Annotated in this window: 27 protein-coding genes and 3 pseudogenes; 19 read left to right on the forward strand and 11 right to left on the reverse strand. The window is 59.6% G+C overall.

Features of this window, described 5'->3' with window-relative positions:
* Positions 1-16 precede the first annotated feature (16 nt).
* The 9 genes and pseudogenes from A7A77_RS14665 (at position 17) to A7A77_RS18360 (ending at position 7,431) form a co-directional block, all read left to right on the forward strand.
* The gene (locus A7A77_RS14665; RefSeq protein WP_245638500.1) at positions 17-466 is read left to right on the forward strand and encodes a c-type cytochrome; all 450 of its coding nucleotides are present in this window, start codon (positions 17-19) and stop codon (positions 464-466) included.
* Positions 459-1,493, forward strand: coding sequence for a cytochrome c oxidase subunit II (locus tag A7A77_RS14670; RefSeq protein WP_066560016.1), 1,035 nt, complete (start codon positions 459-461; stop codon positions 1,491-1,493). Before A7A77_RS14665 ends, A7A77_RS14670 begins: the two co-directional genes overlap by 8 nt.
* The gene (locus A7A77_RS14675; RefSeq protein WP_066560018.1) at positions 1,490-4,027 is read left to right on the forward strand and encodes a cbb3-type cytochrome c oxidase subunit I; all 2,538 of its coding nucleotides are present in this window, start codon (positions 1,490-1,492) and stop codon (positions 4,025-4,027) included. Before A7A77_RS14670 ends, A7A77_RS14675 begins: the two co-directional genes overlap by 4 nt.
* Complete coding sequence (locus tag A7A77_RS14680) at positions 4,020-4,304, forward strand: hypothetical protein (RefSeq protein ID WP_066560023.1); 285 nt, start codon at positions 4,020-4,022, stop codon at positions 4,302-4,304. Before A7A77_RS14675 ends, A7A77_RS14680 begins: the two co-directional genes overlap by 8 nt.
* 65 nt (positions 4,305-4,369) lie before the next feature.
* On the forward strand, positions 4,370-4,810 hold the full coding sequence (locus A7A77_RS17950) for a DUF2231 domain-containing protein (RefSeq protein ID WP_066560025.1): 441 nt from the start codon (positions 4,370-4,372) through the stop codon (positions 4,808-4,810).
* Positions 4,811-4,842: 32 nt separating this feature from the next.
* On the forward strand, positions 4,843-6,150 hold the full coding sequence (locus A7A77_RS14690; RefSeq protein WP_066560027.1) for a PQQ-dependent sugar dehydrogenase: 1,308 nt from the start codon (positions 4,843-4,845) through the stop codon (positions 6,148-6,150).
* A gap of 185 nt (positions 6,151-6,335) precedes the next feature.
* A complete protein-coding gene (locus A7A77_RS14695) occupies positions 6,336-6,575 on the forward strand; it encodes a hypothetical protein (protein ID WP_066560029.1) in 240 nt (79 codons plus the stop codon).
* Between the two features lie 90 nt (positions 6,576-6,665).
* Complete coding sequence (locus A7A77_RS14700) at positions 6,666-7,076, forward strand: hypothetical protein (RefSeq protein WP_066560032.1); 411 nt, start codon at positions 6,666-6,668, stop codon at positions 7,074-7,076.
* A 7-nt stretch (positions 7,077-7,083) separates the two neighbouring features.
* Positions 7,084-7,431, forward strand: a pseudogene (locus A7A77_RS18360) (antibiotic biosynthesis monooxygenase family protein).
* A 15-nt stretch (positions 7,432-7,446) separates the two neighbouring features.
* Here A7A77_RS18360 and fumC read toward each other — a convergent pair.
* Positions 7,447-8,829, reverse strand: a complete 1,383-nt coding sequence (gene fumC / locus A7A77_RS14705) for a class II fumarate hydratase (RefSeq protein ID WP_066560035.1) — start codon at positions 8,827-8,829, stop codon at positions 7,447-7,449.
* Between the two features lie 26 nt (positions 8,830-8,855).
* Complete coding sequence (locus tag A7A77_RS14710) at positions 8,856-9,464, reverse strand: flavodoxin family protein (protein ID WP_066560046.1); 609 nt, start codon at positions 9,462-9,464, stop codon at positions 8,856-8,858.
* Between the two features lie 72 nt (positions 9,465-9,536).
* Here A7A77_RS14710 and A7A77_RS17955 point away from each other — a divergent pair.
* The 4 genes and pseudogenes from A7A77_RS17955 to A7A77_RS17565 all read left to right on the forward strand — a co-directional run.
* Positions 9,537-9,656, forward strand: a pseudogene (locus tag A7A77_RS17955) (ATP-binding protein); the annotation flags it as partial.
* A gap of 157 nt (positions 9,657-9,813) precedes the next feature.
* The gene (locus A7A77_RS17555; RefSeq protein ID WP_425388580.1) at positions 9,814-10,086 is read left to right on the forward strand and encodes a DUF305 domain-containing protein; all 273 of its coding nucleotides are present in this window, start codon (positions 9,814-9,816) and stop codon (positions 10,084-10,086) included.
* A 209-nt stretch (positions 10,087-10,295) separates the two neighbouring features.
* Positions 10,296-10,664 (forward strand): PRC-barrel domain-containing protein, encoded by a 369-nt coding sequence (locus tag A7A77_RS17560; RefSeq protein ID WP_082836167.1) that lies wholly within the window; start codon positions 10,296-10,298, stop codon positions 10,662-10,664.
* 134 nt (positions 10,665-10,798) lie between these two features.
* Positions 10,799-10,947, forward strand: a pseudogene (locus A7A77_RS17565) (transposase); the annotation flags it as partial.
* A 213-nt stretch (positions 10,948-11,160) separates the two neighbouring features.
* Here A7A77_RS17565 and A7A77_RS18495 read toward each other — a convergent pair.
* The 4 genes from A7A77_RS18495 to A7A77_RS14730 are packed head-to-tail and all read right to left on the reverse strand — an operon-like array spanning position 11,161 to position 13,092.
* The gene (locus tag A7A77_RS18495) at positions 11,161-11,979 is read right to left on the reverse strand and encodes an IS6 family transposase (RefSeq protein ID WP_172799923.1); all 819 of its coding nucleotides are present in this window, start codon (positions 11,977-11,979) and stop codon (positions 11,161-11,163) included.
* Positions 11,952-12,323 (reverse strand): DUF202 domain-containing protein, encoded by a 372-nt coding sequence (locus A7A77_RS14720; RefSeq protein WP_066560050.1) that lies wholly within the window; start codon positions 12,321-12,323, stop codon positions 11,952-11,954. Before A7A77_RS14720 ends, A7A77_RS18495 begins: the two co-directional genes overlap by 28 nt.
* Positions 12,310-12,804 carry a DUF421 domain-containing protein gene (locus A7A77_RS14725; protein ID WP_245638502.1) on the reverse strand — a complete coding sequence of 165 codons (495 nt, stop codon included), beginning with the start codon at positions 12,802-12,804 and terminating at the stop codon, positions 12,310-12,312. Before A7A77_RS14725 ends, A7A77_RS14720 begins: the two co-directional genes overlap by 14 nt.
* Positions 12,805-12,861: 57 nt before the next feature.
* A complete protein-coding gene (locus A7A77_RS14730) occupies positions 12,862-13,092 on the reverse strand; it encodes a hypothetical protein (RefSeq protein ID WP_066560055.1) in 231 nt (76 codons plus the stop codon).
* 370 nt (positions 13,093-13,462) lie between these two features.
* Between A7A77_RS14730 and ku the strand changes: the two genes are divergently transcribed.
* From ku to A7A77_RS14760, 6 genes are all read left to right on the forward strand, one after another.
* Entirely contained in the window at positions 13,463-14,284 is an 822-nt protein-coding gene (ku, locus tag A7A77_RS14735) for a non-homologous end joining protein Ku (RefSeq protein WP_066560057.1), read from the forward strand.
* A gap of 4 nt (positions 14,285-14,288) precedes the next feature.
* Complete coding sequence (locus tag A7A77_RS14740; protein WP_066560059.1) at positions 14,289-14,765, forward strand: MgtC/SapB family protein; 477 nt, start codon at positions 14,289-14,291, stop codon at positions 14,763-14,765.
* The gene (gene ligD / locus A7A77_RS14745; protein ID WP_066560062.1) at positions 14,762-17,275 is read left to right on the forward strand and encodes a DNA ligase D; all 2,514 of its coding nucleotides are present in this window, start codon (positions 14,762-14,764) and stop codon (positions 17,273-17,275) included. Before A7A77_RS14740 ends, ligD begins: the two co-directional genes overlap by 4 nt.
* Positions 17,276-17,419: 144 nt before the next feature.
* A complete protein-coding gene (locus A7A77_RS14750; protein WP_066560065.1) occupies positions 17,420-18,289 on the forward strand; it encodes an SDR family oxidoreductase in 870 nt (289 codons plus the stop codon).
* Between the two features lie 41 nt (positions 18,290-18,330).
* Entirely contained in the window at positions 18,331-18,516 is a 186-nt protein-coding gene (locus A7A77_RS14755) for a DUF3008 family protein (protein WP_066560068.1), read from the forward strand.
* A gap of 214 nt (positions 18,517-18,730) precedes the next feature.
* Positions 18,731-18,958, forward strand: a complete 228-nt coding sequence (locus A7A77_RS14760) for a hypothetical protein (protein WP_156500594.1) — start codon at positions 18,731-18,733, stop codon at positions 18,956-18,958.
* Here the strand turns inward: A7A77_RS14760 and A7A77_RS14765 are convergent.
* The 5 genes from A7A77_RS14765 to A7A77_RS14775 all read right to left on the reverse strand — a co-directional run bounded on the left by A7A77_RS14765 (position 18,947) and on the right by A7A77_RS14775 (position 20,981).
* On the reverse strand, positions 18,947-19,525 hold the full coding sequence (locus A7A77_RS14765; RefSeq protein WP_066560072.1) for a CinA family protein: 579 nt from the start codon (positions 19,523-19,525) through the stop codon (positions 18,947-18,949). The two genes, A7A77_RS14760 and A7A77_RS14765, sit on opposite strands and share 12 nt — an antisense overlap.
* 71 nt (positions 19,526-19,596) lie before the next feature.
* Entirely contained in the window at positions 19,597-19,758 is a 162-nt protein-coding gene (locus A7A77_RS17960; protein WP_156500595.1) for a hypothetical protein, read from the reverse strand.
* Positions 19,759-19,836: 78 nt separating this feature from the next.
* Positions 19,837-20,004 (reverse strand): hypothetical protein, encoded by a 168-nt coding sequence (locus A7A77_RS17965; RefSeq protein ID WP_156500596.1) that lies wholly within the window; start codon positions 20,002-20,004, stop codon positions 19,837-19,839.
* Between the two features lie 23 nt (positions 20,005-20,027).
* Positions 20,028-20,480 (reverse strand): DUF421 domain-containing protein, encoded by a 453-nt coding sequence (locus tag A7A77_RS14770; protein ID WP_066560073.1) that lies wholly within the window; start codon positions 20,478-20,480, stop codon positions 20,028-20,030.
* Between the two features lie 12 nt (positions 20,481-20,492).
* A complete protein-coding gene (locus tag A7A77_RS14775; protein ID WP_066560074.1) occupies positions 20,493-20,981 on the reverse strand; it encodes a hypothetical protein in 489 nt (162 codons plus the stop codon).
* Positions 20,982-20,987 lie beyond the last annotated feature (6 nt).

Here is a 20,987-nt window from a genome sequence, read left to right on the forward strand (position 1 = left end):
GGGAACGGAGAGGCGAATGACCAGTTCCAGCTTGATGGCGGGTTTGCGGGATCACCCCAACGAAATCGATCGAATGGGCCGCTTTGCAGCGATGAAAAGGGTGGGTGTGGCAAGTGCGATAGTTCTGGGTCTGCTTTCCGCCTGTAAGAACCCGATCGGCTCGCGTTACGAGCCGGACGATGCCGCACAGGAACGTGGGTTGTTGGCGATTAACGAGGCGGGGTGCGCCGCTTGTCACGAGATTCCGGGCGTCGCATGGCCCAAGGGACGGCTCGGCCCATCGCTTGATGGCTTCGACGATGTTGGGATGATCGCCGGGCAATTGCCCAATCGCCCTGATCTGCTGGCCGTCTTTATCCGCAATGCCCCATCTGTAAAGCGCCACACTACCATGCCCGCTATGCCTGTGACGCAAAGCGAAGCGGCCGATATCGCCGCCTATCTTTACGGCCTGGACGATGATTGACGCGCTGTGGGGTTGGCCTCCGCCGGTCCTCGATCCGGCTGGCCCTTACGCCGACAAGGTGACGACGCTGGCCTGGGCGCTGTTCGGCATGGGCGTGGTGGTTACGGCCATTGTCTGCGCCGCGCTGTGGCTCGCGGTGCGGGGATCGCCCCGGATGAAGGCATTAATCGGCGGAGAGCGCACGATCTGGATCGGCGGGATTGCCTTTCCGGGCGTGGTCCTGCTGGGGCTGCTCGTCTGGGGTCTTACCCTGACCGCAAGTCTTACCCAGCCGATCCGAGGCGATGAAATGCGCATCCGCATAACGGGTGAGATGTGGTGGTTTCGGGTGCAATACCTGAACGCCGACGGCGACATTGTCATGGAAGACGCCAACGAACTTCATCTACCCGTCGGGGTGCCCGTTGTGCTGGAGCTGGAAGGGGCGGACGTGATCCACAGTTTCTGGGTGCCGCATCTGTCGGGTAAGAAAGACATGATCCCGGGTCGGCGCACCTTGCTCCGAGTGCAAGCCGACCGCCCGGGCGAGTTCGGCGGTCTGTGCGCCGAATATTGCGGAAGTCAACATGCGCTGATGGGCTTTGTCGCGATCGCGCACAAAGAGTCGGATTGGCAAACGTGGTTCGACGATCGCACCACGCGGGTCGCCCGCACAGAGATGCTTGCCGAAACTGCCCCGCCTGACGCGATGCCCTATCCCGGCGATGCAGCGGCTTATCCCATGGAACTGGGAACGTTGGAAAGATATGATGCGCGGCGCGGCATGCGGCTGTTCATGGAGAGTGGCTGCGCAGCTTGTCACCGCATCGCCGGGACCGAGGCTAACGGACTTGCCGGTCCCGATCTTACGCATGTTGGTTCTCGCCGCTCGCTTGGCGCGGGCATCTTGCCGAACAATCGGGGCACGATGATGGGCTGGATCGGCGACAGCCAGTCGATCAAGCCGGGCAATCGCATGCCGAGCTATGACGTTCTGTCGGCAGAGGATATTGGCCACATCGCCGCGTTTCTGGAACTGCAGAAGTGAAGTCGGAGACCGGGTTCGACCACGCGCTCTACGATCGGTTTCCGACCGAGGCCCGGCCCGATGGCGAAGTGCGCGATCTGGAGCGGATCTGGGCCTCGCCCAAGGGCTGGCGGCGGCTGACAGCCGTAAACAACAACTACGTCGGATTCTGGTACATCGTTACAGCCTTCGGGTTTTTCCTGGCGGCGGGGGTGCTGGCGCTGGGCATGCGGATTCAGCTAGCCGCGCCGATGCAGGATGTTCTGGGCGTCGACACCTACAACCAGTTCTTCACCATGCATGGCACGGTGATGATGTTCCTGTTCGCAGTTCCCGCGGTAGAGGCGATCGGGATCATGCTCTTGCCACAGATGCTGGCTGCCCGCGATCTGCCATTTCCCCGGCTTTCGGCCTATGCCTATTGGGCGTATTTCGTCGGCGGAACGATGTTCTTCCTCTCGCTGTTCGTCGGACTTGCTCCGGATGGCGGGTGGTTCATGTACCCCCCGCTGACGTCGATTGCCTTCAGCCCCGGCATCAACACCGACTTCTGGCTGCTGGGTATCGGATTTATCGAGATTTCGGCCATTGCAGGGGCCATAGAAATCATCGTCGGGGTGCTCCGCACCCGCGCACCGGGCATGACGCTCGACAAGATGCCAATGTTCGCATGGGCCATGCTGGTCTTTGCCGTGATGATCGTCGTGGCCTTTCCCAGCGTCATCCTCTGCACGATGCTGCTGGAGATCGAGCGGGCCTTCAACTGGCCGTTCTTCGATGCGACGCGAGGCGGCGACCCGCTGTTATGGCAGCACCTGTTCTGGTTTTTTGGTCATCCGGAAGTCTACATCATCTTCATTCCCGCCGCGGGTTTGATGAGCATGATGGTCGCCACGGTCGCCCAAACTGAACTGGTCGGCTATCGCCTGAATGTGCTCGCGCTGGTCGCCACCGGCTTCATCAGTTTCGGCGTGTGGGCGCACCATATGTTCGCCACGGACATGCCGCGCGTTTCGGCGGGCTATTTCTCTGCGGCCAGCATGGCAGTCAGCCTGCCCGCAGGTATTCAGGTCTTCTGCTGGATTGCAACGCTGGCCAGTGGCAAAATACGCTGGAGCACGCCTGCGCTGTTCGTAGTAGGCAGCGTGGTGATCTTTACCATGGGCGGCCTGACCGGGGTCATGGTCGGAATGGTGCCTTTCGACTGGCAGGCACACGATACGTACTTCATCGTTGCCCACCTGCATTACGTTTTGATGGGCGGCATGGTATTTCCGATGTTTGCCGCCTTTTACCACTGGCACGGCATGACCAGCAGCCGCGCCCTGTCCGACCATGTGGGAAGGTGGGTTTTTTGGTTGATGTTCGCTGGGCTGCACATAACCTTTTTCCCCATGCACCTGTCCGGTCTGATGGGCATGCCGCGCCGCATTTATACCTATATGCCCGGTCGCGATCTGGATCTGCTCAACCTGATTTCCACGATCGGCGCGTTTATCATGGCGGCGGGCATCCTTTTGTTTCTGATCGATTGCACCCGCCGCTTTCGCTTTACGGTCGATAACGATGTAGGGAATCTATATGGGGGCGGCACGCTGGAATGGTTGCCGACAGGCCTTTATTCAACCCGATCGATCCCCGTCATCACCTCGCGTGAGCCGCTATGGGATCGCCCGGATTTGCCGCGCGAAGTTGCCGAAGGGCGATACTTCCTGCCAAATTCCGCAACTGGGCATCGCGAAACGCTGATCACCTCCCCGCTTTTTGCAGAGCCGCAATATGTGCAGTTGATGCCGGGCCCGTCGGCATGGCCGCTGTCGGCGGCAATCTTCACGGCCGGATTTTTTCTTTCGCTGACAGTGCAGGCTTATGCTTTCGCCATCTTTTGTGGCCTTGTTGCCGTGGTCAGCACGCTGCGTTGGGTCTGGGAAACCGATCGGCCTATCAAGCAGGACAGGGCGGATATCGGGGCTGGCATCGAAATGCCTATAGCGATTACCGGTCCCCAGAGCCACGGCTGGTGGGCACTCAACACGCTGCTGGTCGTCGTCGGGATGATCGGGTTCATGGCGCTATTCGCCTATTTCTATCTCTCCGGGATTAATGGCGAGGTCTGGCAGACTCCGCCGCCATTGGGCGAAACCGTTGTCATATTGGGGGTAGAAGCCTTGGCGCTCCTTGGCGCGTGGGGCGGCAGGCGGGTGCTGGCATTGCGCAGTGGCCGGATGGCAGAGGACCTTCCGTGGATCATACAGGCTGCTGCCGCCGCGCTTTTGACCGGCGCGCTCTGGCTGGACGTCACCGGCTGGCTTGAAAGCGGGCTGCATCCGACCGAAAGCGGGATGGGCGCGACAGTTTTCATGTTGTCCGTGCTTCAGGGGCAGGTCGTGGCGGTGGCTATCGTCATGGCCATTTATCTCGCCTTTCGCGAGGCGCGCGGCATCATGACCACGCCGACAAATGTGACTATGGACATCGTCGGACGCTTCATAGGGTATTGCGCGATACAGGGCATGGTTTTCACACTCGTCCCCCGGATATTTCCCGGTGGCTGATCGCTATCATTCGCACGATCGGCTGATCTATCGGACGATGCTCCTGGCCTTCGCGATTTGGGGAGGGCACTTCATCCTCGCCTATGGCGCGGCGCTCGTCTTTCCCGGAACGGCGACTGCCAATGGAATCGCGCTGATCGCTGCCTGCCTTGCCGTGGTTGCCATCGGCATACTGGCCTTTCGGCTGCCTCGGCCACGACCGACTATAGCGTTCGGCTCTCTCGGCCTCTCGCTTGCCGCAATTGTTTTCGGCACTTTACCCGCAGTCGTGGGTTAGAGGGTGAGAGGGGGATAATCGTCTCATCCAGAATGGATGCGGGGGGACAGGAGAAGAGGCAACCGATGGACCACACCGTCAACCTGCAAAAACAGCCCTTTACCAATCCGCTGCATGCCATCGTTCTGGCTTTCCCGGTGGCGCTCTATCCTTCCGCATGGCTCGCGGATATCGCCTATTACAACACCGCCGTAATCCAGTGGACGAACTTTGCATCGTGGCTGATTGCCGGGGCCGATCTTTTTGCCGGGATCCTGCTGCTCTTCGCGGTGCTGGGCCTCTTTTTCGGACATGCTCGGCACGCGCGGGGGCGCGGATTGCTCTATCTCATCGTGGTCGCGGTGATGTTCGCAACCGGCGTCGTGAACGCTTTTCATCATGCGCGAGACGGTTGGCATTCAGTGGGGATGACCGGGCTGGTCCTTTCCGCTGCATGCACGGTGCTTGCCTTGATTGCAGCCGTGATCGCCTACGGCAGTATCAAGCACCGGGAGGAGCGCCCGTGAACAAGATTTTTCTCCTTGCCTTGCCCTTGGCAATGACCGTTGGCGGATGTGGTTCGTCCAGCGATCCCTCGCTTGATCAGACTGGTGCGAATCCGGACCTTCCCGGACAGAACGATGCGCTGCTTCCTGCAATGGAAATTCCGACACCTGTCGGATGGAATGGCGAACTGCCTACCGTTCCCGATGGGTTCACAATTACGCCGATCGCAGAAAATCTGAAAATCCCCCGTCAGCTGCTGATCTTGCCGAACGGCGACATTCTGGTCGCGGAAGGGTCGGGCGGGAAGGCGCCGAAGGTCCGCCCCAAAGACGTCATTGCCGGGTGGATCAAAGGCCAAGGCAAAAGTCCGGTGGAGGGCGGCGATCGTCTTACCCTGCTGCGCGATACCGATGGCGATGGGCAGACCGACTTGCAAACGACTTTCGCCGAAGGATTGGATGCGCCCTACGGACTCGAGTTTGTGGATGGTTCGATCTTTGTCGCCAATCAGGGAAATTTGGTTCGGTTCGAATACACTGATGGCATGATACAGGCATCTGGCCCCCCGATTGAGGTGACGAAGCTGCCCGCAGTGATCAATCATCACTGGACGAAGGCAATGACGGCCAGTTCGAACGGTTCGAAACTGTATGTTGGCATCGGATCGAACAGCAACGTCGGCGAACGCGGTATGGATGTGGAGGAAGATCGTGCCGTTATTTGGGAAATCGATCCCGAAACCGGCGCAAGTCGCATCTTCGCATCCGGCCTGCGCAATCCGACCGCTCTTGCGATCAATCCGTGGACCGATGCGCTGTGGACTGTCGTTAACGAACGCGACGAACTGGGCCCGCAGCTCGTGCCGGATTACATGACCTCGGTGAAGGAAGGCGCGTTCTACGGTTGGCCCTACAGCTATTATGGGCAGCATGTTGACCCTCGAATTCAGCCTCAACGTCCTGATCTCGTGCAAAAGGCGATCCGCCCGGATTATGCGCTTGGCTCTCATGTGGCAGCACTAGGATTGAGCTTCGCAACGAGTGGCGGGCTGGGCGGGCGATTTACCGAAGGCGCTTTCGTCGGCCAGCATGGCAGTTGGAACCGCAAGGATCCGTCGGGATACAGGGTGGTCTTTGTGCCTTTCAAGAATGGCAGGCCATCGGGCAAACCCATCGATGTAGCCACCGGGTTTCTCAAGGACGGATATGCAAGAGGGCGACCTGTGGGCGTAGCCTATGATCGGGAGAGACGCGCCTTGTTTATTGCCGACGATGTTTCCAACACCGTCTGGCGCATTGACCCGACTGTGACAACAGAACCACAAGCGACCGAACCAATCCGGCGGTCTAATTCGGACTGACGGCGCTGGCGCATACCCTATAGATAGTGCGAGGCACCTTGGAGGCTGCCGGGGTAGGGCTAATTGGTAGCGCGGGGCAGATATGTTGATTGATGGATGTTGGAAAATCCAGGCAAACTCGAAACAATTCATGCCCAAGTGCGTTGAAATATTATCGTCCAAATATCTCTTAAAAGGGACGAAATATGTCGATCACAATTATTGGAATTGCAGCTGCGGCCAGTTTCGTCGCTTCGGTGTCGGCCGGTTTCTGGCTCATGCTTCACCTGAACAGCGTTGCATCAGCCTTTGAGGGCAAAGCAGGCCTGGTCGCCTCTGACACGCGCGCGCGCCATTCAAAGCAAGAAGTGCTGGTCGCGATTGCTGTCCTGCTTGGAGGTGCGGCGCTGTGCATTGCGTTGACGATGAGTGTGATCGTGGCCTGATAATAGAGATCGAAACCAAGCGCATTTCTTGTGCAACCGAATTGTCGACGAAGCGCGTTTTGGCCCTTTGTCGGCAGGGAAGGAAAACCAATGACATCCCCCGCCAAACTCCCGCTCGCCACCGCCATTGCCAGTTCCTTGGCGGTGGTCGCACTGTCCGGCTGTGCGACTTCCACCATAGGGGCTAGTGCCGAGAGGGGCGAGGCTCGCCTCGCCGAGATGCTCGCTGGGCGAACTGCTGGCGAGCCGCAAAGCTGCATTGCTGCCTTTGCCGACAATCGCCTCACGGTGATCGACGAAACCGCCGTCGTCTACGATGCGGGCAACACGATCTATGTCGCGCGACCCGACAACCCGCGTTCGCTCGATACCCAGGATGTGCTCGTCATCGAGCGCACAGGTGGCCAGTTGTGCAAGCAGGATTTCGTGCGGACCGTGGACAGGACCCTTGGCTTCACAACCGGTGTCGTTTTCCTTGGCGATTTCGTGCCCTACCGCTGATCAAGGGATGGGACCATTCGTCGCCACATACTGCTGGGAAGTTCAGCCCGGGAAGGAAGAGCAATTCCGTTCGGCATGGCGGCGTGGGACCAAGCTGATCAGGCGTAGGTATGGAAGCCTCGGTTCGCGGCTTCATCGCGCGGTCCGGGATGATGACAAGATTTGCTTCGTCGGTGTAGGCGAATGGCCGGACGAGGGCCAGGTGGCGCGAGGCATTCGATGCCGGCATGGCCTATGACGAGCCTGCCACGCGCAAATCCTTCCTCGATGCGATCTGCGCCGCGCGGGAGGTGATCCGATGCTGATGGAAGTAACCGACGAGCTACTTGAGGCCGATGATAGCGAGAACACCTGATTTGCATTCGCCGATTCAGGTCATGTATTCCGGCCGCACCAGCCGATCGAAAGTCGCTTCGTCCACCAGCCCGAGTTCCAGCGCCGCCTCGCGCAGGGTGAGCTCCTCGGCATGAGCGTGGGAGGCGATTTTCGCCGCGCTGTCATAGCCGATTTCGGGCGCCAGCGCGGTTACAAGCATCAGGGACTGGTCGACTAGCTGCGCGATCCGTGCACGGTTAGGCTCGATCCCCTCGACGCAGCGCTCGGCAAAACTTTCCATGCCGGTGGCGAGCAGGTCTATCGCGCGGATGACTGCAGCTCCGATCATCGGTTTGAACACGTTGAGTTCGAACGCCCCCTGCATGCCGCCGATAGTGATTGCGTGCTGGTTGCCGATCACCTGCGCCGCTACCATGGTTAGCATCTCGCACTGCGACGGGTTGACCTTGCCCGGCATGATCGAGCTTCCTGGCTCGTTGGCCGGCAGGTTCAGTTCGCCTAGTCCCGAACGGGGGCCGGAGGCGAGCCAACGGATGTCGTTGGCGATCTTGGTCAGCGAAACGGCAAGGGCGCCAAGCGCGCCCGACAGCCGCACCAGAGCATCGTTCGAAGCGAGCGCCTCGAACGGGTTTGGAGCCGGCGCGAAGTCATATCCCGTCAGGCGCGACAGTTCGGTAGCCATGGCCTTACCGAATCCATCGGGGGCATTGAGACCCGTTCCGACCGCGGTACCGCCCTGCGCCAGCAAACTGACATCACCGGCGACGAAATCGATGGCCGCGCGATTGGCGTCGAGCTGCGCAACATAGCCGGAAAATTCCTGCCCGAGGGTGAGCGGGGTTGCATCCTGAAGATGCGTTCGGCCGATCTTGACGATGGTGTCCCAGCTCCGTGCCTTGGCATCCAGCGCCGTGCGCAGCCGATCCAGGGCAGGAAGCAGCCGTTCCGCGAGCGCCCGGGTAGTGGCAATATGCAGAGCGGTCGGGAAACTGTCGTTAGATGACTGGCTCTTGTTCACATGGTCGTTGGGGTGGACGGGGCGCTTGCCGCCGCGGCTTCCGACGAGGATTTCGTTGGCGCGACCAGCGATCACCTCATTAACATTCATGTTGCTGTGCGTGCCGCTGCCAGTCTGCCAGGTCGCCAGCGGGAACTGGTCGTCATGTCGCCCCTCGATCACCTCTAGAGCAGCGGTTTCGATGGCATCGGCCAGTTCAGCGGACAAGCCATACGCGCGGTTAACCCGCGATGCGGCCAGTTTGACGTTCGCCAACGCGTGAATGATCTCCAGCGGCATCCGTTCGTGCCTGGCAAAGGGAAAATTGTTCAGGCTGCGCTGCGTCTGAGCGCCCCAATAGCAGTTGCCCGGCACGTCGACCGGGCCGAGGCTGTCGCTTTCGGTTCGCATTCCCTGCATGCCAATCCTCTCGCGACCCGTTCGTGTCAACCGGGGTAGGGAGACTGCTCCAGCAGCCCGGCGAGATGCGCCGCATTTCCTGCGACCATTGCGGCGGTTTGCGTAACCTTGTCGGGCACGGCGTCGAGATCCTTGAAATCGACCGATCCCATTGCTTCCCCTACCCAGTAGCACGCGGCGACGGCAGGAATGGTGAAGCCGACATCATTGAGCGACTGGAACAATTGCGCAGAGGAGAAATGCGCACCGTCCTCGTTGCCCACAATCGCGGCGACCGCCACCATCGAATAACTGGGCATGCGCCCCTGATCGTCGGTCTCGCCGAGAAAGGCATCAAGCCGTTCGAGCACGCGTTTGGCAACGCTGCTAACCTGGCCCATCCAGATCGGCCCGCCGAAAATCAGGATATCATGATCGAGCAATTGGTTGCGCAAGGTAAGCCAGTCATCGTCTTCGCCTTCATCCGATGCAACACCCGGCTTGATGTTTAGCGAAGCCACGCGGATGGTGCGGGTGACTACGACCTCGTGCTGTTCGAATGCGTCCTTGAGCACCGAGATCATGGCATCGGTGGAGGACTCGTCATCCGGGTCGGACTTGAGCGAGCAGTTGAGGGCAAGAGCTTTAAGTGTCATTCGATATTAACGGGGCCCGGGCCGCCGTGTTCCGAGATTCGGACAAAGATGCGGCCTATCTATCCCGAACGCGGGGACGCAAAAATGATGACCCCGCTGCTCGAACGGCTCACCGATCACTGCCACATCCTCGAGACTGGAAATGACAACTTCCGCTTCCGGGCCAGTTTGGCAGCGCCCAAATCCAGAAAGGAAAAATCACCCGATTTACCCACCGCCCGCACAGCGGGACATAATACCCACCCGGGTCAATTCTCGATGGCAAGCCCGGGTCAGCTTTCAGTGGAAATTAATACACTGGATCATTCTCGGCGTTGCCGTGGCAGTTTTCGCTGGAGCTTTGTTCCTGGTGCGTAGCCAGGTCAGCGTCACCGACTGCGAGTACATGTCAGCCATGATCCCGCATCACTCGATCGCAGTGCTCACCAGTGAGAGGACGCAAATCAAGGACGCATGCGCGCGCGAACTGGCTAACGGCATCATTCGCGCCCAGCGCAAGGAAATCGCCGAGATAAAATGGCTGGTCAACGACATAGGCGCCAATGGCATGGCGGCTTCGACGGAGGCCGCGAAAGCGCGTCCGGTGCCCGAATTCGAAGGATATTTGAATGAGGGCGACTGAACCCCCCGCCTGACGACAGAATAACGGTTAGCGTTTGCCAGTCAGGCGAAGTGTGGGGTCCTTCGTTTGAGCCTGAATCGAGCCCTGTCTGTCCCGTTCGCCAGTTGCGCGGTGCAACGATTATCTACGAGGCCGTTGTTTTAATGAGACTGAGCGAGCGTCAGAGAACCTGTTGGCTCGCGGATGTCCCAGAAAAACGGAGAAGATTAATGCAAACCCAGACCCAAAATTCGCAAGACTGCATTTCAAGCGATCGCGTGGAAGGGACGTCGGTCTACGGCTCAGATGGTGACAAGATCGGATCGGTCGACTGCATCATGATCGAAAAGCGAAGCGGTCAAGCGCGCGAAGCGATCCTCGACGTTGGTAGCTTTCTTGGCATGGGCGGTAGTCGTCATGCCGTGCCTTGGCAGAAGCTCGAATACGACGTCGACAAGGGCGGATATAGGCTCGACGTGACTGAGGAACAGTTAAAAGAAGCCCCATCTTTCCAAGAAAGCGATCGTGAGCGGACCATTTCGGACCAAAGGCATCGTACGGCGGTGTATGATTACTACTCTACACCTGTGTACTGGTAGGTAGGCCAACGGCCGGATCCCTCTCACGGGATCCGGTACGCTTCGTCTCTTGGCTCAGGACCCATTGATTGGGTGGCCTCGATGTGATTGTGCTTTGCGCGCCTTCGACTTCAGGCTCCGCGAGAAGACTGATTATGAGTGACCTCTATTGGCTGACTGCCGAGCAGATGGCGCGGCTGGTGCCGTATTTCCCAAGAGCCACGGCAAGTCCCGGGTTGATGACCGGCGCGCACTGAGCGGGATCATCTTCGTCAATCGCAATGGGCTACGCTGGAGCGATGCGCGCATACCTCTTCCCTTGTCCTCATGCAGGCTAAATTGAATTTCTAATCGGTTTCAGGGGGAGACAAAGATCGCTGCATATTGCTCCCTAGGTGAGCAATTTGCCCGTTTCGGTGAGCGCTAAAAAGAAGCGATGCAATGATTGCGGCAGAGCCGATACCGGTATTCGATACCCTGGCGCGGTTAGGGAATGCGGTTCCACTAGAAGCTTTTCTCATCGGATCATCCTAATTCTGGGAGTCTGACTTTTGAGACATGTGTCCTGCAATCGGAGGACGCGTGGAAGGGAGGCAAGTTTCCTTTGGACGTTGTAAATTTGCCTGATTTGCGACCATTCGATGGTTCTCTGCGATGAGTCTTGGGACGGCTTCGTCAGGGCACCTTTGTCTGAGCGAATGAGGGCCCGACTCCGCGATCCCATGTTAACTTGCCGGGCCCACAGCATTCCACTCCGCAATGCGCGGTCTCTGGAAAGTCGCATTGTGTTTCGAGAGACTGAGTGGCGCTGGATATTGAACGTATTGTAGATTGCTGAGTGGGTGGAGACGAACCGTTGGGCCTGCCCCTGGGGTTTGAACCGCTGCATCGTTCGTTCTCGTCGTCGGACGAGAAGATGTGAATTTTCCGCGCAGTTGTTGTCTCGCAATCGACTGGGTTGATGTCGGTCGATACAGCCGAGGACTTTCATGGCTGCTGGATATGATCTCAGCCCATCGGTAACGATGGCTTCGGGGACCGCACCTTGGTTCTTGAGCAGTTTTCTGGGCAATTTCAGTGCTGCTGTTTTGTTCCATCGCTTCTGCACGAGGACATCGAGAACCTTGCCTTCCTTGTCGACGGCTCGCCACATGTACATCCGCTGGCCATTGATCCGGACGACCGTCTCGTCGAGATGCCATACGGAATCTGTCCGTCCGCGCTTCCGCCGAATGTTGGCAGCCATCGCTGGGCCGAACTTGTTCGCCCTGCACCGGACCGTTTCGTGGCTGACGGAATGGATGCGGCCTATCCCAGAAGCCACATCGCCGCGCACAGCGCGGCCGTCCCGGTCGCGAGCGACCAGGCGAGGACGCGAAAAGGCACCTTCCGGCGCGAAACCATGTCATGCAGATCGATCTCGTCCAGGCGTTCGCGTGCCCGCTGCTCGGCGGAGACGAATATGAAGATTGCCACCACGAGAAAAATCGAGGCGATGGCCTTCGCGATCCAGTCGGGTTCCAGCATGCGGAAGAAGGCGCCGAAACCGAGCCCAACCCCGACTGAGCCGAGACCCGTCCGCAGCCAGCTGGCGAAACTGCGCTCCTGCGCCAGGACAGTCCGATCTTCTGCGAGATCGGTTCGGTCCTGCGCAAGATTTTCGCGGTCATCCTGCGCCATTAGGTCGCTCGTCTCGTGGAAAGGCCGAACACAACCCCACCGAAGACTTCGGCACCACGCTAAGGCTGCCGTCCGTTTCAAGCACGACCATGGCGGCAAGTTCAAACGAACCGAGACCGGAGCTTCGCAGCGCGGACTTCACCTCGTCGGCGGTAACCCGCTCACGCCGGAGTGTGTCCTCGACGAGTTTGCCATCGCGCAGCAGCACAGCAGGTTCCGCCTTGGCAAGGCGCTCGATCGACGAGTAACGCACCGAAAGCCACGCGATGGCGTATTGCAGTAATACCAAGGCGATCAATGCCAGCACGCCCTGCGCCAGCGTTACATCCTTGTTGAGCAGGATCGTCGCCAAGGTCGAACCGAGTGCCACAGTCACGACGAGATCGAAGGCGTTCATTTTGGCAAGTGTGCGCTTGCCACTCAAACGCAAGACCAGAATCAGCGAGCCATAAGCGCCCATACTGAGGAGCAGCGTGCGCAACAGGTTGGCAGAATCCTCAAATAGCATGGCGTCTGGCAACGAGGGCCATGGCCATCGCTAAGTTCGATTGCTGCTGGAAGCGCGTGTTTCCGGCTCGCTTCCGCGCGGCAGATCCCTTCCCTTGGGCTCATGCCCGCTGCGCTGTGGCACACTGCCCTTTGCCGGATCGGTCTGATTGGTAGGTTTGCGGGTTTCTTCTTCGCGCGGGCCGGTATGCTCCGGTTCGATTGGCAAATCAGACTTTTCTCGGGTGATGTCGCGCGAATCTTCGGGTTCATATTCGCCCATGATGGTCTCTCCTGCATTATAGGTTGGCGTTCTTTAAAGACGCATGGAACCTGGCCAGCGTTCCTCCGCTCATCGTGAAGGCGAAACTCCAAGACGATCGGGCCGGACCTCGTCCGGTCCACGATCAGGCTCGTCGATATCGGGCGGGACCGGATCGATCTCATGGGGACGGGAGGGAAGCGGCTCCTGCGGTGCCGGCGGCGTCTCCGGCGCATTGTCGGCTGGGAGTATTTCGGGCTCAGGCGATTGATTGGTGCTCATGCCGATCTAACGCCCGACCCGGCGCTTGGTTCAATCGCCTCACCTTTCCCACGGAACCGATGGCCCGCTTCGCACGCTTCTATCGGAAGCAAGCAGGAGAGTAGGGCTAATGGCTGCGCGTGCATATTGGCAGGGCCAGATCAGGCTGGCGCTGGTTTCGATCCCGGTGGAGATCTATTCGGCCAGCAAGACGGGCGCGAAGATCAGCTTCAACCAGATCCACGAGCCAAGCGGCAAGCGCATCTCGTATGAGAAAGTCGTGCCGGGCGTGGGTCCGGTAGATCGCGACGAGATCATCAAGGGTTACGAAATTTCCAAGGGCGAATACGTCCTGCTGGAAGACGAGGAAATCGAAGCGGTCAGGATCGAGAGCCGCAAGACGCTCGAACTGGTACAGTTCGTCGACACTTGCGAGATCGACCCGCTCTATTTCGAGAAACCCTATTATGTCGCGCCGAAAGATGACCTGGCCGAAGAGGCCTTCATCGTGCTGCGCGAGGCACTGCGAAAAGCGAAGAAGGTCGCATTGGGCCAACTGTCGGTGCGCGGAAGCGAGAAACTGGTCGCGCTGAAACCATGCGGGAAGGGTCTGTTGCTCGAAACCCTGCGCTATGCCGACGAGGTGCGCCAGGGGCAGGCCTTCTTCTCCGACATTGACGATGCCAAACCGAAGAAGGAACTGCTCGACCTCGCCACTACGCTGATTGAACAGAAAAGCGCCCCCTTCGACGCTAGCGAATTCGAGGATCGTTATGTCGAGGCGCTGCGCAAACTGATCGAAAAGAAGGCTAAATCGAAGAGCGGCAAGGCGATTATCGAGGATGTCGACGAACCCGGCACCTCCGGCGGCAATGTGATCGATCTGATGGCGGCGCTGAAGAAGTCGGTGGGCGGGCAGAAGCCGGCGACTAGGAGCAAGAAGAGCGCGTGATGCTATGGAACTCAACGAACCGGTAATCAGCCATTGGTTCGATCTTGACCTGCTTTCCCGGCTGGTCGTCGCTGCCATCCTGGGCTTGCTGCTGGGGCTGGATCGCGAACTGCGCGGCCATGCTGCGGGCATGCGCACTCACGGGCTGATCTGCTTTGCCGCCGCGGCGATGACCGTCTCGATCATAGCACTTTATCAGCAGCTAGGCGGGCAGCGGATGGACCCGCTGCGCGTCTATGAGGCGGCCGGTGCCTTTATCGGCATTATCGGTGCCGGGCTGATCGTGTTCAGCAAGGGGCAGGTCCACAATTTGACCACGGCTGCGCATCTTTGGCTGGCAGCGGTGATCGGTATCGCCTGCGGGGCAGCGCAATGGCCGCTCGTGGCGATTGCGGCAGTTATCAGCCTGCTGGTTCTTACACTGCTCCGGCTGGTCGAACCAAAGGACAAGGACCGCAAACTTGACGGGAAAGACGAATGAGCCCGCCTGTCGATCCACTTTCCGAATACAATGCCCGTCGCGACTTCGCGAAGACGCCCGAGCCGGCCGGCAAGGCGGAAAGCAGCAGCGGTGGCAATGCGTTCATTGTGCAAAAGCACGATGCCACCCGGCTTCATTGGGACTTGCGGCTGGAAGTCGATGGCGTGCTCAAGAGCTGGGCCGTCACGAAGGGGCCTTCCCCGGATCCCGACGTCAAGCGGCTGGCGGTCCGCACCGAGGATCATCCCATGTCCTATGCCGAGTTCGAGGGCACGATCCCCAAGGGTGAATACGGCGGCGGCACGGTCATGCTGTGGGATCGCGGCACCTGGTCGCCGGTCGAAGGCAAGAGCGCGAAGGATCTGGACAAGGGGCATCTCCACTTTCGCCTCGAAGGCGAGAGAATGCGCGGCGAATGGCTGCTGATCCGGATGAAACCGCGCGGCAAGGTGAAGCGCGAGAACTGGCTGTTGCGCAAGCTGCAGGACGAGCATGCCGAAACGGGTGACATGCTGGTGGAGCGCGAACTCACCAGTGTCCTCACTGGCCGGTCGATGGCGGAAATCGCAGCTGACAAAGGGGGCGAGTTTCCGCTGGCCGGCAAGAAGGGCGATGCTTTCCTGGCGCAAATGGCCAAGGCTTCGGCTCACAATACCAGAAAGGCGAAGGTACGCCGGAAGCCAAAGGACGCGCCGCTGCCGAAGTTTCGCAAGCCGCAACTGGCGACGCTGGTCGACCAAGTGCCGTCCGGCAATGGCTGGATGCACGAGATTAAGTTCGACGGCTACCGCGCACTGGTTGCCGCCAAGGGCAAGCAGGTGCGCGTCTATACCCGCAACGGAAAGGACTGGACCGACAAGTTCGGACCCCTCGTCGATGCGATTGCTGCATTAGACCTGCCCAGCTGCCTGATCGACGGGGAAATCGTGGCGGTGGATGCCAAGGGCAATCCCGATTTTTCGACCCTGCAAGGTGTACTCAAGCGCGGCCATGGCAGCCAGTCGCAAGGTGATACACTGCAGTTCCACGCCTTCGACCTGCTGGAACTGGCGGGAGAGGATCTGGCCGCCCTGTCCAATATCGAGCGCAAGGAGCGGCTCGAGGCGCTGCTCGGTACTGCAGAGCCACCGGTGTTTGTGGCCGATCACGTGATCGGTGCGGGCGAGAAGCTGTTCCGTTCGATGTGCGACGCCGGGCAGGAAGGCATTATCTCCAAGACGGTCGACGGGCGTTATTCGGGGCGGCGCCGGCGCAGCTGGGTGAAGGTGAAGTGCACCCGGCGGCAGGAGTTTGTCATTATCGGCTGGAAAGCTTCGAGCGCGAAGGGAAGACCATTCTCCTCGCTGCTCATGGCCCAGTTCGAGGGGAGCGAGCTGGTCTACAAGGGTAACGTCGGCACCGGCTTTTCCGGTGACGACCTCGACGCGCTGGCGGCGAAGCTGAAGCGGATCGAGCGCAAGACCCCGCCGGCCGAAGTCGACAAGGCAAGGAGCCGGGGCGTGACCTGGGTGACGCCGCAACTCGTCGCCGAGGTCGCTTTCTCCGAATTTACCGGGGACGGCAATATCCGGCACGGCAGCTACCTTGGGCTGCGCGGCGACAAGCAGGCGAGCGAAGTAAGGCCAGAGCGCGCTGAAGCGGCGCCCGCCCCGAAAGGCGAGGTGAAGTTCAGTAGCCGGGACAGGGTTATCTTTCCCGACAGCGGCCAGACCAAGGGCGCGCTGGCGGACTATTACACTGCTATCGCCCCTGCCATGCTGCCCTTCGCCGCCAACCGCCCGGTCAGCCTGGTGCGCTGTCCGCAAGGGCGGGCACGGAAGTGCTTTTTCCAGAAGCACGACAGCGGTGCTTTCGGCGATGCAGTGCAGCATGTTCCCATCACCGAAAAGGGGACCGAGGATTATCTCTATATCGAAAACGTCCGCGGCATCCTGCAATGCGTACAGATGGGCACGATAGAGTTTCACGGCTGGGGCGCCCGAAGTAGCAATGTAGAAGCGCCCGACCGGATGGTCTTCGACCTTGACCCCGATGAGGGGCTCGACTTCGGCGACGTCAAGCAAGCCGCGCGCGACATCCGCGATCGGCTCTCCGACATGGGACTGGTCAGCTTCGCCATGCTGTCGGGAGGCAAGGGCGTGCACGTGGTCGTCCCGCTCGCTCCCGTCCACTCGTGGGAAGCGCACAAGGACTTCGCCCGCCGCTTCGCGGAAGCCCTGAGCATGGCCGAGCCCGAGCGCTTCACTGCAACCATGAGCAAGGCCAAGCGCAAGGGGAAGATTTTCATCGACTGGCTGCGCAACCAGCGCGGCAGCACGGCGGTGGTGCCCTATTCTGCTCGTGCCCGCAGCGGCGCACCGGTGGCTGTTCCGATCGGCTGGAATGAACTCAAGGACATGGCCGACGCCCACCCCTTCAGCATCGATGATTCCAAACTTTTGCGCGATCGCGCAGAGAGCAAGACCTTGGCCGGCTGGGGCTTCGCTGAGCAGTCGCTACCCGACTTGTGATCCTTCCATGCGCGGGTTGAGTTAGTTCGTCGTGTCGCAGGCACGCTTCGCACCATTCGTGAAACCGCAGCGTTTCCCGCCTCGTTGACGTTTCAAAGCCGCCCTTTTGGGTGCCCCCCAAAATCAACCGAAGTTGAAACAGCCATGCCTGAAGCCGAGACATTCCAGCCTGAAATCGACGAACAGCCGCGCATGCCCGGTGCCGAGGCCGAGATGGACGACAAGCCTGACTGGCACCCCCGTTTTCCCGGTTCGGGCCGGCTGGACGGCAAGGTTGCTATCGTGACCGGTGCGGACAGCGGCATTGGCCGCGCCGTCGCGGCGCTGTTTGCCCGCGAAGGGGCCGACATCACGATCGTCTATTTTGCCGATGAAGAAACCAAGGATGCGGAAAAAACCAAAGCAATCGTCGAAGAGGAAGGCCGACAGGCGATTTGCCTGCAGGGCGATCTCGGCGTCCAGGACTTCGCAGACGAGGTTGTCGCCGCCACGATCGATCGGTTCGGCAAGCTGGATATCGTGATCAACAACGCGGGGGAGCAGCACCCGGATGAAGACATCGAAGATATTACCGAGGAACAGCTGCGACGGACCTTCCAGACCAACATCTTCTCAATGTTCTTCCTGGTGCAGGCTGCGCGACCGCATCTCGCCAAAGGCAGCGCCATCGTCAATTGCACCAGCGTGACAATGTACAAGGGTTCGGACAATCTGCTCGACTATTCCGCCACCAAGGGCGCGATCACGGCCTTTACACGCTCTCTGTCGAAAAATCTCATCGGCGATGGCATCCGGGTTAATGCCGTCGCGCCTGGCCCGATCTGGACCCCCCTCAACCCTTATGGCGGGCAGCCGCCCGAGGACATGGACGATTTCGGCAAGAACACCCCAATGGGACGCCCCGGCCAGCCTAATGAGGTCGCGCCGGCGTTCCTGTTTCTGGCTTGCGCCGACGCCAGCTACATGTCGGGGCAGGTCTTGCACCCCAATGGCGGAATCATCGTGAACAGCTGAAACCACATGAAAATTTCAGTCACACAAAAAGGAGAGAACCCATGCCCGCACAGTCCAAAGCGCAGCAAAAGGCCGCCGGAGCTGCGCTGAGCGCGAAGCGCGGCGATACCAAGGTCAGCGATTTGCAGGGTGCGTCCAGGGAAATGTACGACTCGATGAGGGAAGACGAACTGGAAGACATGGCCAGCACCAAGCGCGAGGGCAAACCCGAGCACAAAAGCGACTGATCGCCAATCCAGATGACCGATCCGTCGCAATATGCGGCATGGAGTTCGAATCCCCACCGAGAAGATGGTACATGCCCGATCGACGGTTGCGGTTTTCAACCACATCGGCTCTTCGTGGACCCGGCTTCTGCCCGCAACCTATCCGCTTCGTGCGTCTAGCCGATACATTTCACTTGGCAGGTTAGCCTTGCCGAGCGGAACGTTGGAGGGCCGCATGCGCGAGTATTCACTCCGCTTCCAGGAAGGAAGCGCAAAAAATCCGAGAACCATCACCTTCCAGAGCGAGGATGCCCACGAGGCGTTTTCGATCATCGAGCGAAAGAAGCTGGATGGCCCCGTCGAGATTCTTGAAGGGGATAAAACCCTCGGGACGATTATCCAGTCCTCGAACGGAGCCTGGGTCGTGGGAGGGATTAGAAATTCCGGCCGCTCAGATGGTTGAGAAATAACCCGCATTTGAGCGGCAAAAAACAGTGATCTTTTCGCCTTGCACTGGCCAGATCTCCATCTGGCTTGCTAACAGTTTCAATGCTGTAACCAGTGTTTTTTGACGGACCTGGTCACGTCCCAACGGGCCGAAATGATGCTCTTCGTGCGCAATGTCCCCATGGGTCGATGCAACTGCGATGTGAACCAGACCTGCCTCGTCGCCGGGACCTGCGGGGCCGGCAAAGCCGGTTGCCGATAGGGCGAAGTGCGCGCCGCAGCGCGCAAGCGCGCGTTCCGCCATTTGGCAGGCTGTTGTCCGGCTGACTGCACCATGGCGGTCAATGACATCGTGGGGTATGCCGAGCAACCCGATCTTCGCCTGATCGGAATAGACGACGAAGCCGCACTCGAAGCAGTGACTCAGCCCGGGAATGTCGGTGAGAAGGGTGGCGAGCAAACCGCCGGTACAGCTTTCTGCGGTCGCGAGCAGCAGACCCTTGGAAACGGCCCGCTCTAGCACAGTATGTGCCAGCGACCTCGCGTCACTGGATATCACTTGTCCGAAATCGGTTTCCGCCACCTTCGGTGCTTTCGCCAGTTCTGCAACATGAAAGAGGCCGCCCGCGGCGGCCTCTTCCCAGTATCGTCAAATCAGCTCTGCCGATTCTTCGATCCCTCCTGATTGTGATCGCGATCCTCGCCCTGCTGGCGCGAACGAACTTGCTGCTGTTCACGCTGGCCATCCTTGCGGCCATCGTTTTCGCCTTGCTGACGATTGCGATCGTTTTGCTGATTATTCATCGACTTCTTCACTTTCTGCCCCGCAAATGGGGCAGGAAACTGACGGTGGGCTGTCTTGTTTGTTCCGCGCAAACGGATGGGTGGAACAGCTCACGCGCCAAGCCGCTTCTTCGGCGCTACAGTCTTCCGCCGCTTCTCCTCAGGGTAATCCGAAGGCTTGACGGTCGACTGGTTTCGAACCGCATTCGCGGTCTGGCTGTTCTGGCTGGGATTGTTGCCCTCGGGCAGATCAGCCTTCTCCAGATCTTTCTTGGTCATCATCACTCCTTGGCCAGCTTTTGCTATTTTTCTTCCTCGCGCGGGATCACGGTGATCCCTGAGTCATTCTCGAGGATTGCGTGTTTGACCTGAGCGAGCGTCTCGAGGCCTTGTTGCTTGCGCGCAGCAACCATGATGTCGTCCCGGTTCATGCGTGTCTTGCGCAGCGCGCGCTCATCAACCCGGCCGTCTAGCACGAGGAAGGTCGGGCGCCCGTCGACCACTTTTCTAAGCCAAGGCGACCAGCGCGTGAGGTATGAAAAGCCGATATCCATCAGAAACAGGGTAATGATCAGCACGACCGCGTTGGTGATCGAGAAGTCGTCTCCCAGCAGAGCCTGCTGCGTGGTTTCAGCCACGATCAGCAACAGGACGAAGTCGAAGGGTGTGGCCTGGTCCATCGTCCTGCGGCCAGACAAGCGGATAATGATCAGCAGAACCAGATAAATTGCGACACCGCGAATGACGCTTTCCATCGCTTTCTCTCCCTACGGCAGTACGGTGAGCGTTGTGGGCCGACTCGGTGCACCGTTGACTTCGAAGGAACCGAGTGGGCTGCGCCAGACCGGTCGGGCGGGACGCACCGAGAAATCGATCGTGATTTCTCTGCCCGGTTGCAGAGCGAATTCGAATACATCCCCCTCCTGCGTCGCAGTCACTGAGCGAGCCTGCGGACTAACGGAATCGATCATGAAAATGTCACCAAAGGCGGCCGGGATCAGCACCGTGGTCCGCTCAGATCGGGAAGCGACGTGAACGGTCAGTGTGTCGGCCGCCTGCCATCGGGCGATAGCGGGAAGATCGATGCGAGCCCGGCCTGCCTGAATTGTCTGGGAAGAATAGGGACCACCGCTCCCGGTGAGGCCAAACACCGCAACAAGGCAGAGCAGTGCCATTGCCACCCAGCCGACACGCACGATTACCCAGAACCGCTCCTGAAAGTCGCGGTCAGTATCGACTTCAATGGCCTCGGCCATTGCTCC

The sequence above is a fragment of the Croceicoccus bisphenolivorans genome (genome assembly GCF_001634625.1).
In the GTDB taxonomy this organism is placed as follows: Bacteria; Pseudomonadota; Alphaproteobacteria; order Sphingomonadales; family Sphingomonadaceae; genus Croceicoccus; species Croceicoccus bisphenolivorans.

Excerpts from the sequence above, each read along its gene's own strand:
- A7A77_RS14665 (WP_245638500.1), top strand. The coding sequence starts at position 17 with ATGACCAGTTCCAGCTTGATGGCGGGTTTGCGGGATCACCCCAACGAA.
- A7A77_RS14670 (WP_066560016.1), top strand. The coding sequence starts at position 459 with ATGATTGACGCGCTGTGGGGTTGGCCTCCGCCGGTCCTCGATCCGGCT.
- A7A77_RS17950 (WP_066560025.1), top strand. The coding sequence starts at position 4,370 with ATGGACCACACCGTCAACCTGCAAAAACAGCCCTTTACCAATCCGCTG.
- A7A77_RS14690 (WP_066560027.1), top strand. The coding sequence starts at position 4,843 with ATGACCGTTGGCGGATGTGGTTCGTCCAGCGATCCCTCGCTTGATCAG.
- A7A77_RS14695 (WP_066560029.1), top strand. The coding sequence starts at position 6,336 with ATGTCGATCACAATTATTGGAATTGCAGCTGCGGCCAGTTTCGTCGCT.
- A7A77_RS14700 (WP_066560032.1), top strand. The coding sequence starts at position 6,666 with ATGACATCCCCCGCCAAACTCCCGCTCGCCACCGCCATTGCCAGTTCC.
- fumC (WP_066560035.1), bottom strand. The coding sequence starts at position 8,829 with ATGCAGGGAATGCGAACCGAAAGCGACAGCCTCGGCCCGGTCGACGTG.
- A7A77_RS14710 (WP_066560046.1), bottom strand. The coding sequence starts at position 9,464 with ATGACACTTAAAGCTCTTGCCCTCAACTGCTCGCTCAAGTCCGACCCG.
- A7A77_RS17560 (WP_082836167.1), top strand. The coding sequence starts at position 10,296 with ATGCAAACCCAGACCCAAAATTCGCAAGACTGCATTTCAAGCGATCGC.
- A7A77_RS14720 (WP_066560050.1), bottom strand. The coding sequence starts at position 12,323 with ATGGCGCAGGATGACCGCGAAAATCTTGCGCAGGACCGAACCGATCTC.
- A7A77_RS14730 (WP_066560055.1), bottom strand. The coding sequence starts at position 13,092 with ATGGGCGAATATGAACCCGAAGATTCGCGCGACATCACCCGAGAAAAG.
- ku (WP_066560057.1), top strand. The coding sequence starts at position 13,463 with ATGGCTGCGCGTGCATATTGGCAGGGCCAGATCAGGCTGGCGCTGGTT.
- A7A77_RS14740 (WP_066560059.1), top strand. The coding sequence starts at position 14,289 with ATGGAACTCAACGAACCGGTAATCAGCCATTGGTTCGATCTTGACCTG.
- ligD (WP_066560062.1), top strand. The coding sequence starts at position 14,762 with ATGAGCCCGCCTGTCGATCCACTTTCCGAATACAATGCCCGTCGCGAC.
- A7A77_RS14750 (WP_066560065.1), top strand. The coding sequence starts at position 17,420 with ATGCCTGAAGCCGAGACATTCCAGCCTGAAATCGACGAACAGCCGCGC.
- A7A77_RS14755 (WP_066560068.1), top strand. The coding sequence starts at position 18,331 with ATGCCCGCACAGTCCAAAGCGCAGCAAAAGGCCGCCGGAGCTGCGCTG.
- A7A77_RS14760 (WP_156500594.1), top strand. The coding sequence starts at position 18,731 with ATGCGCGAGTATTCACTCCGCTTCCAGGAAGGAAGCGCAAAAAATCCG.
- A7A77_RS17965 (WP_156500596.1), bottom strand. The coding sequence starts at position 20,004 with ATGACCAAGAAAGATCTGGAGAAGGCTGATCTGCCCGAGGGCAACAAT.
- A7A77_RS14770 (WP_066560073.1), bottom strand. The coding sequence starts at position 20,480 with ATGGAAAGCGTCATTCGCGGTGTCGCAATTTATCTGGTTCTGCTGATC.
- A7A77_RS14775 (WP_066560074.1), bottom strand. The coding sequence starts at position 20,981 with ATGGCCGAGGCCATTGAAGTCGATACTGACCGCGACTTTCAGGAGCGG.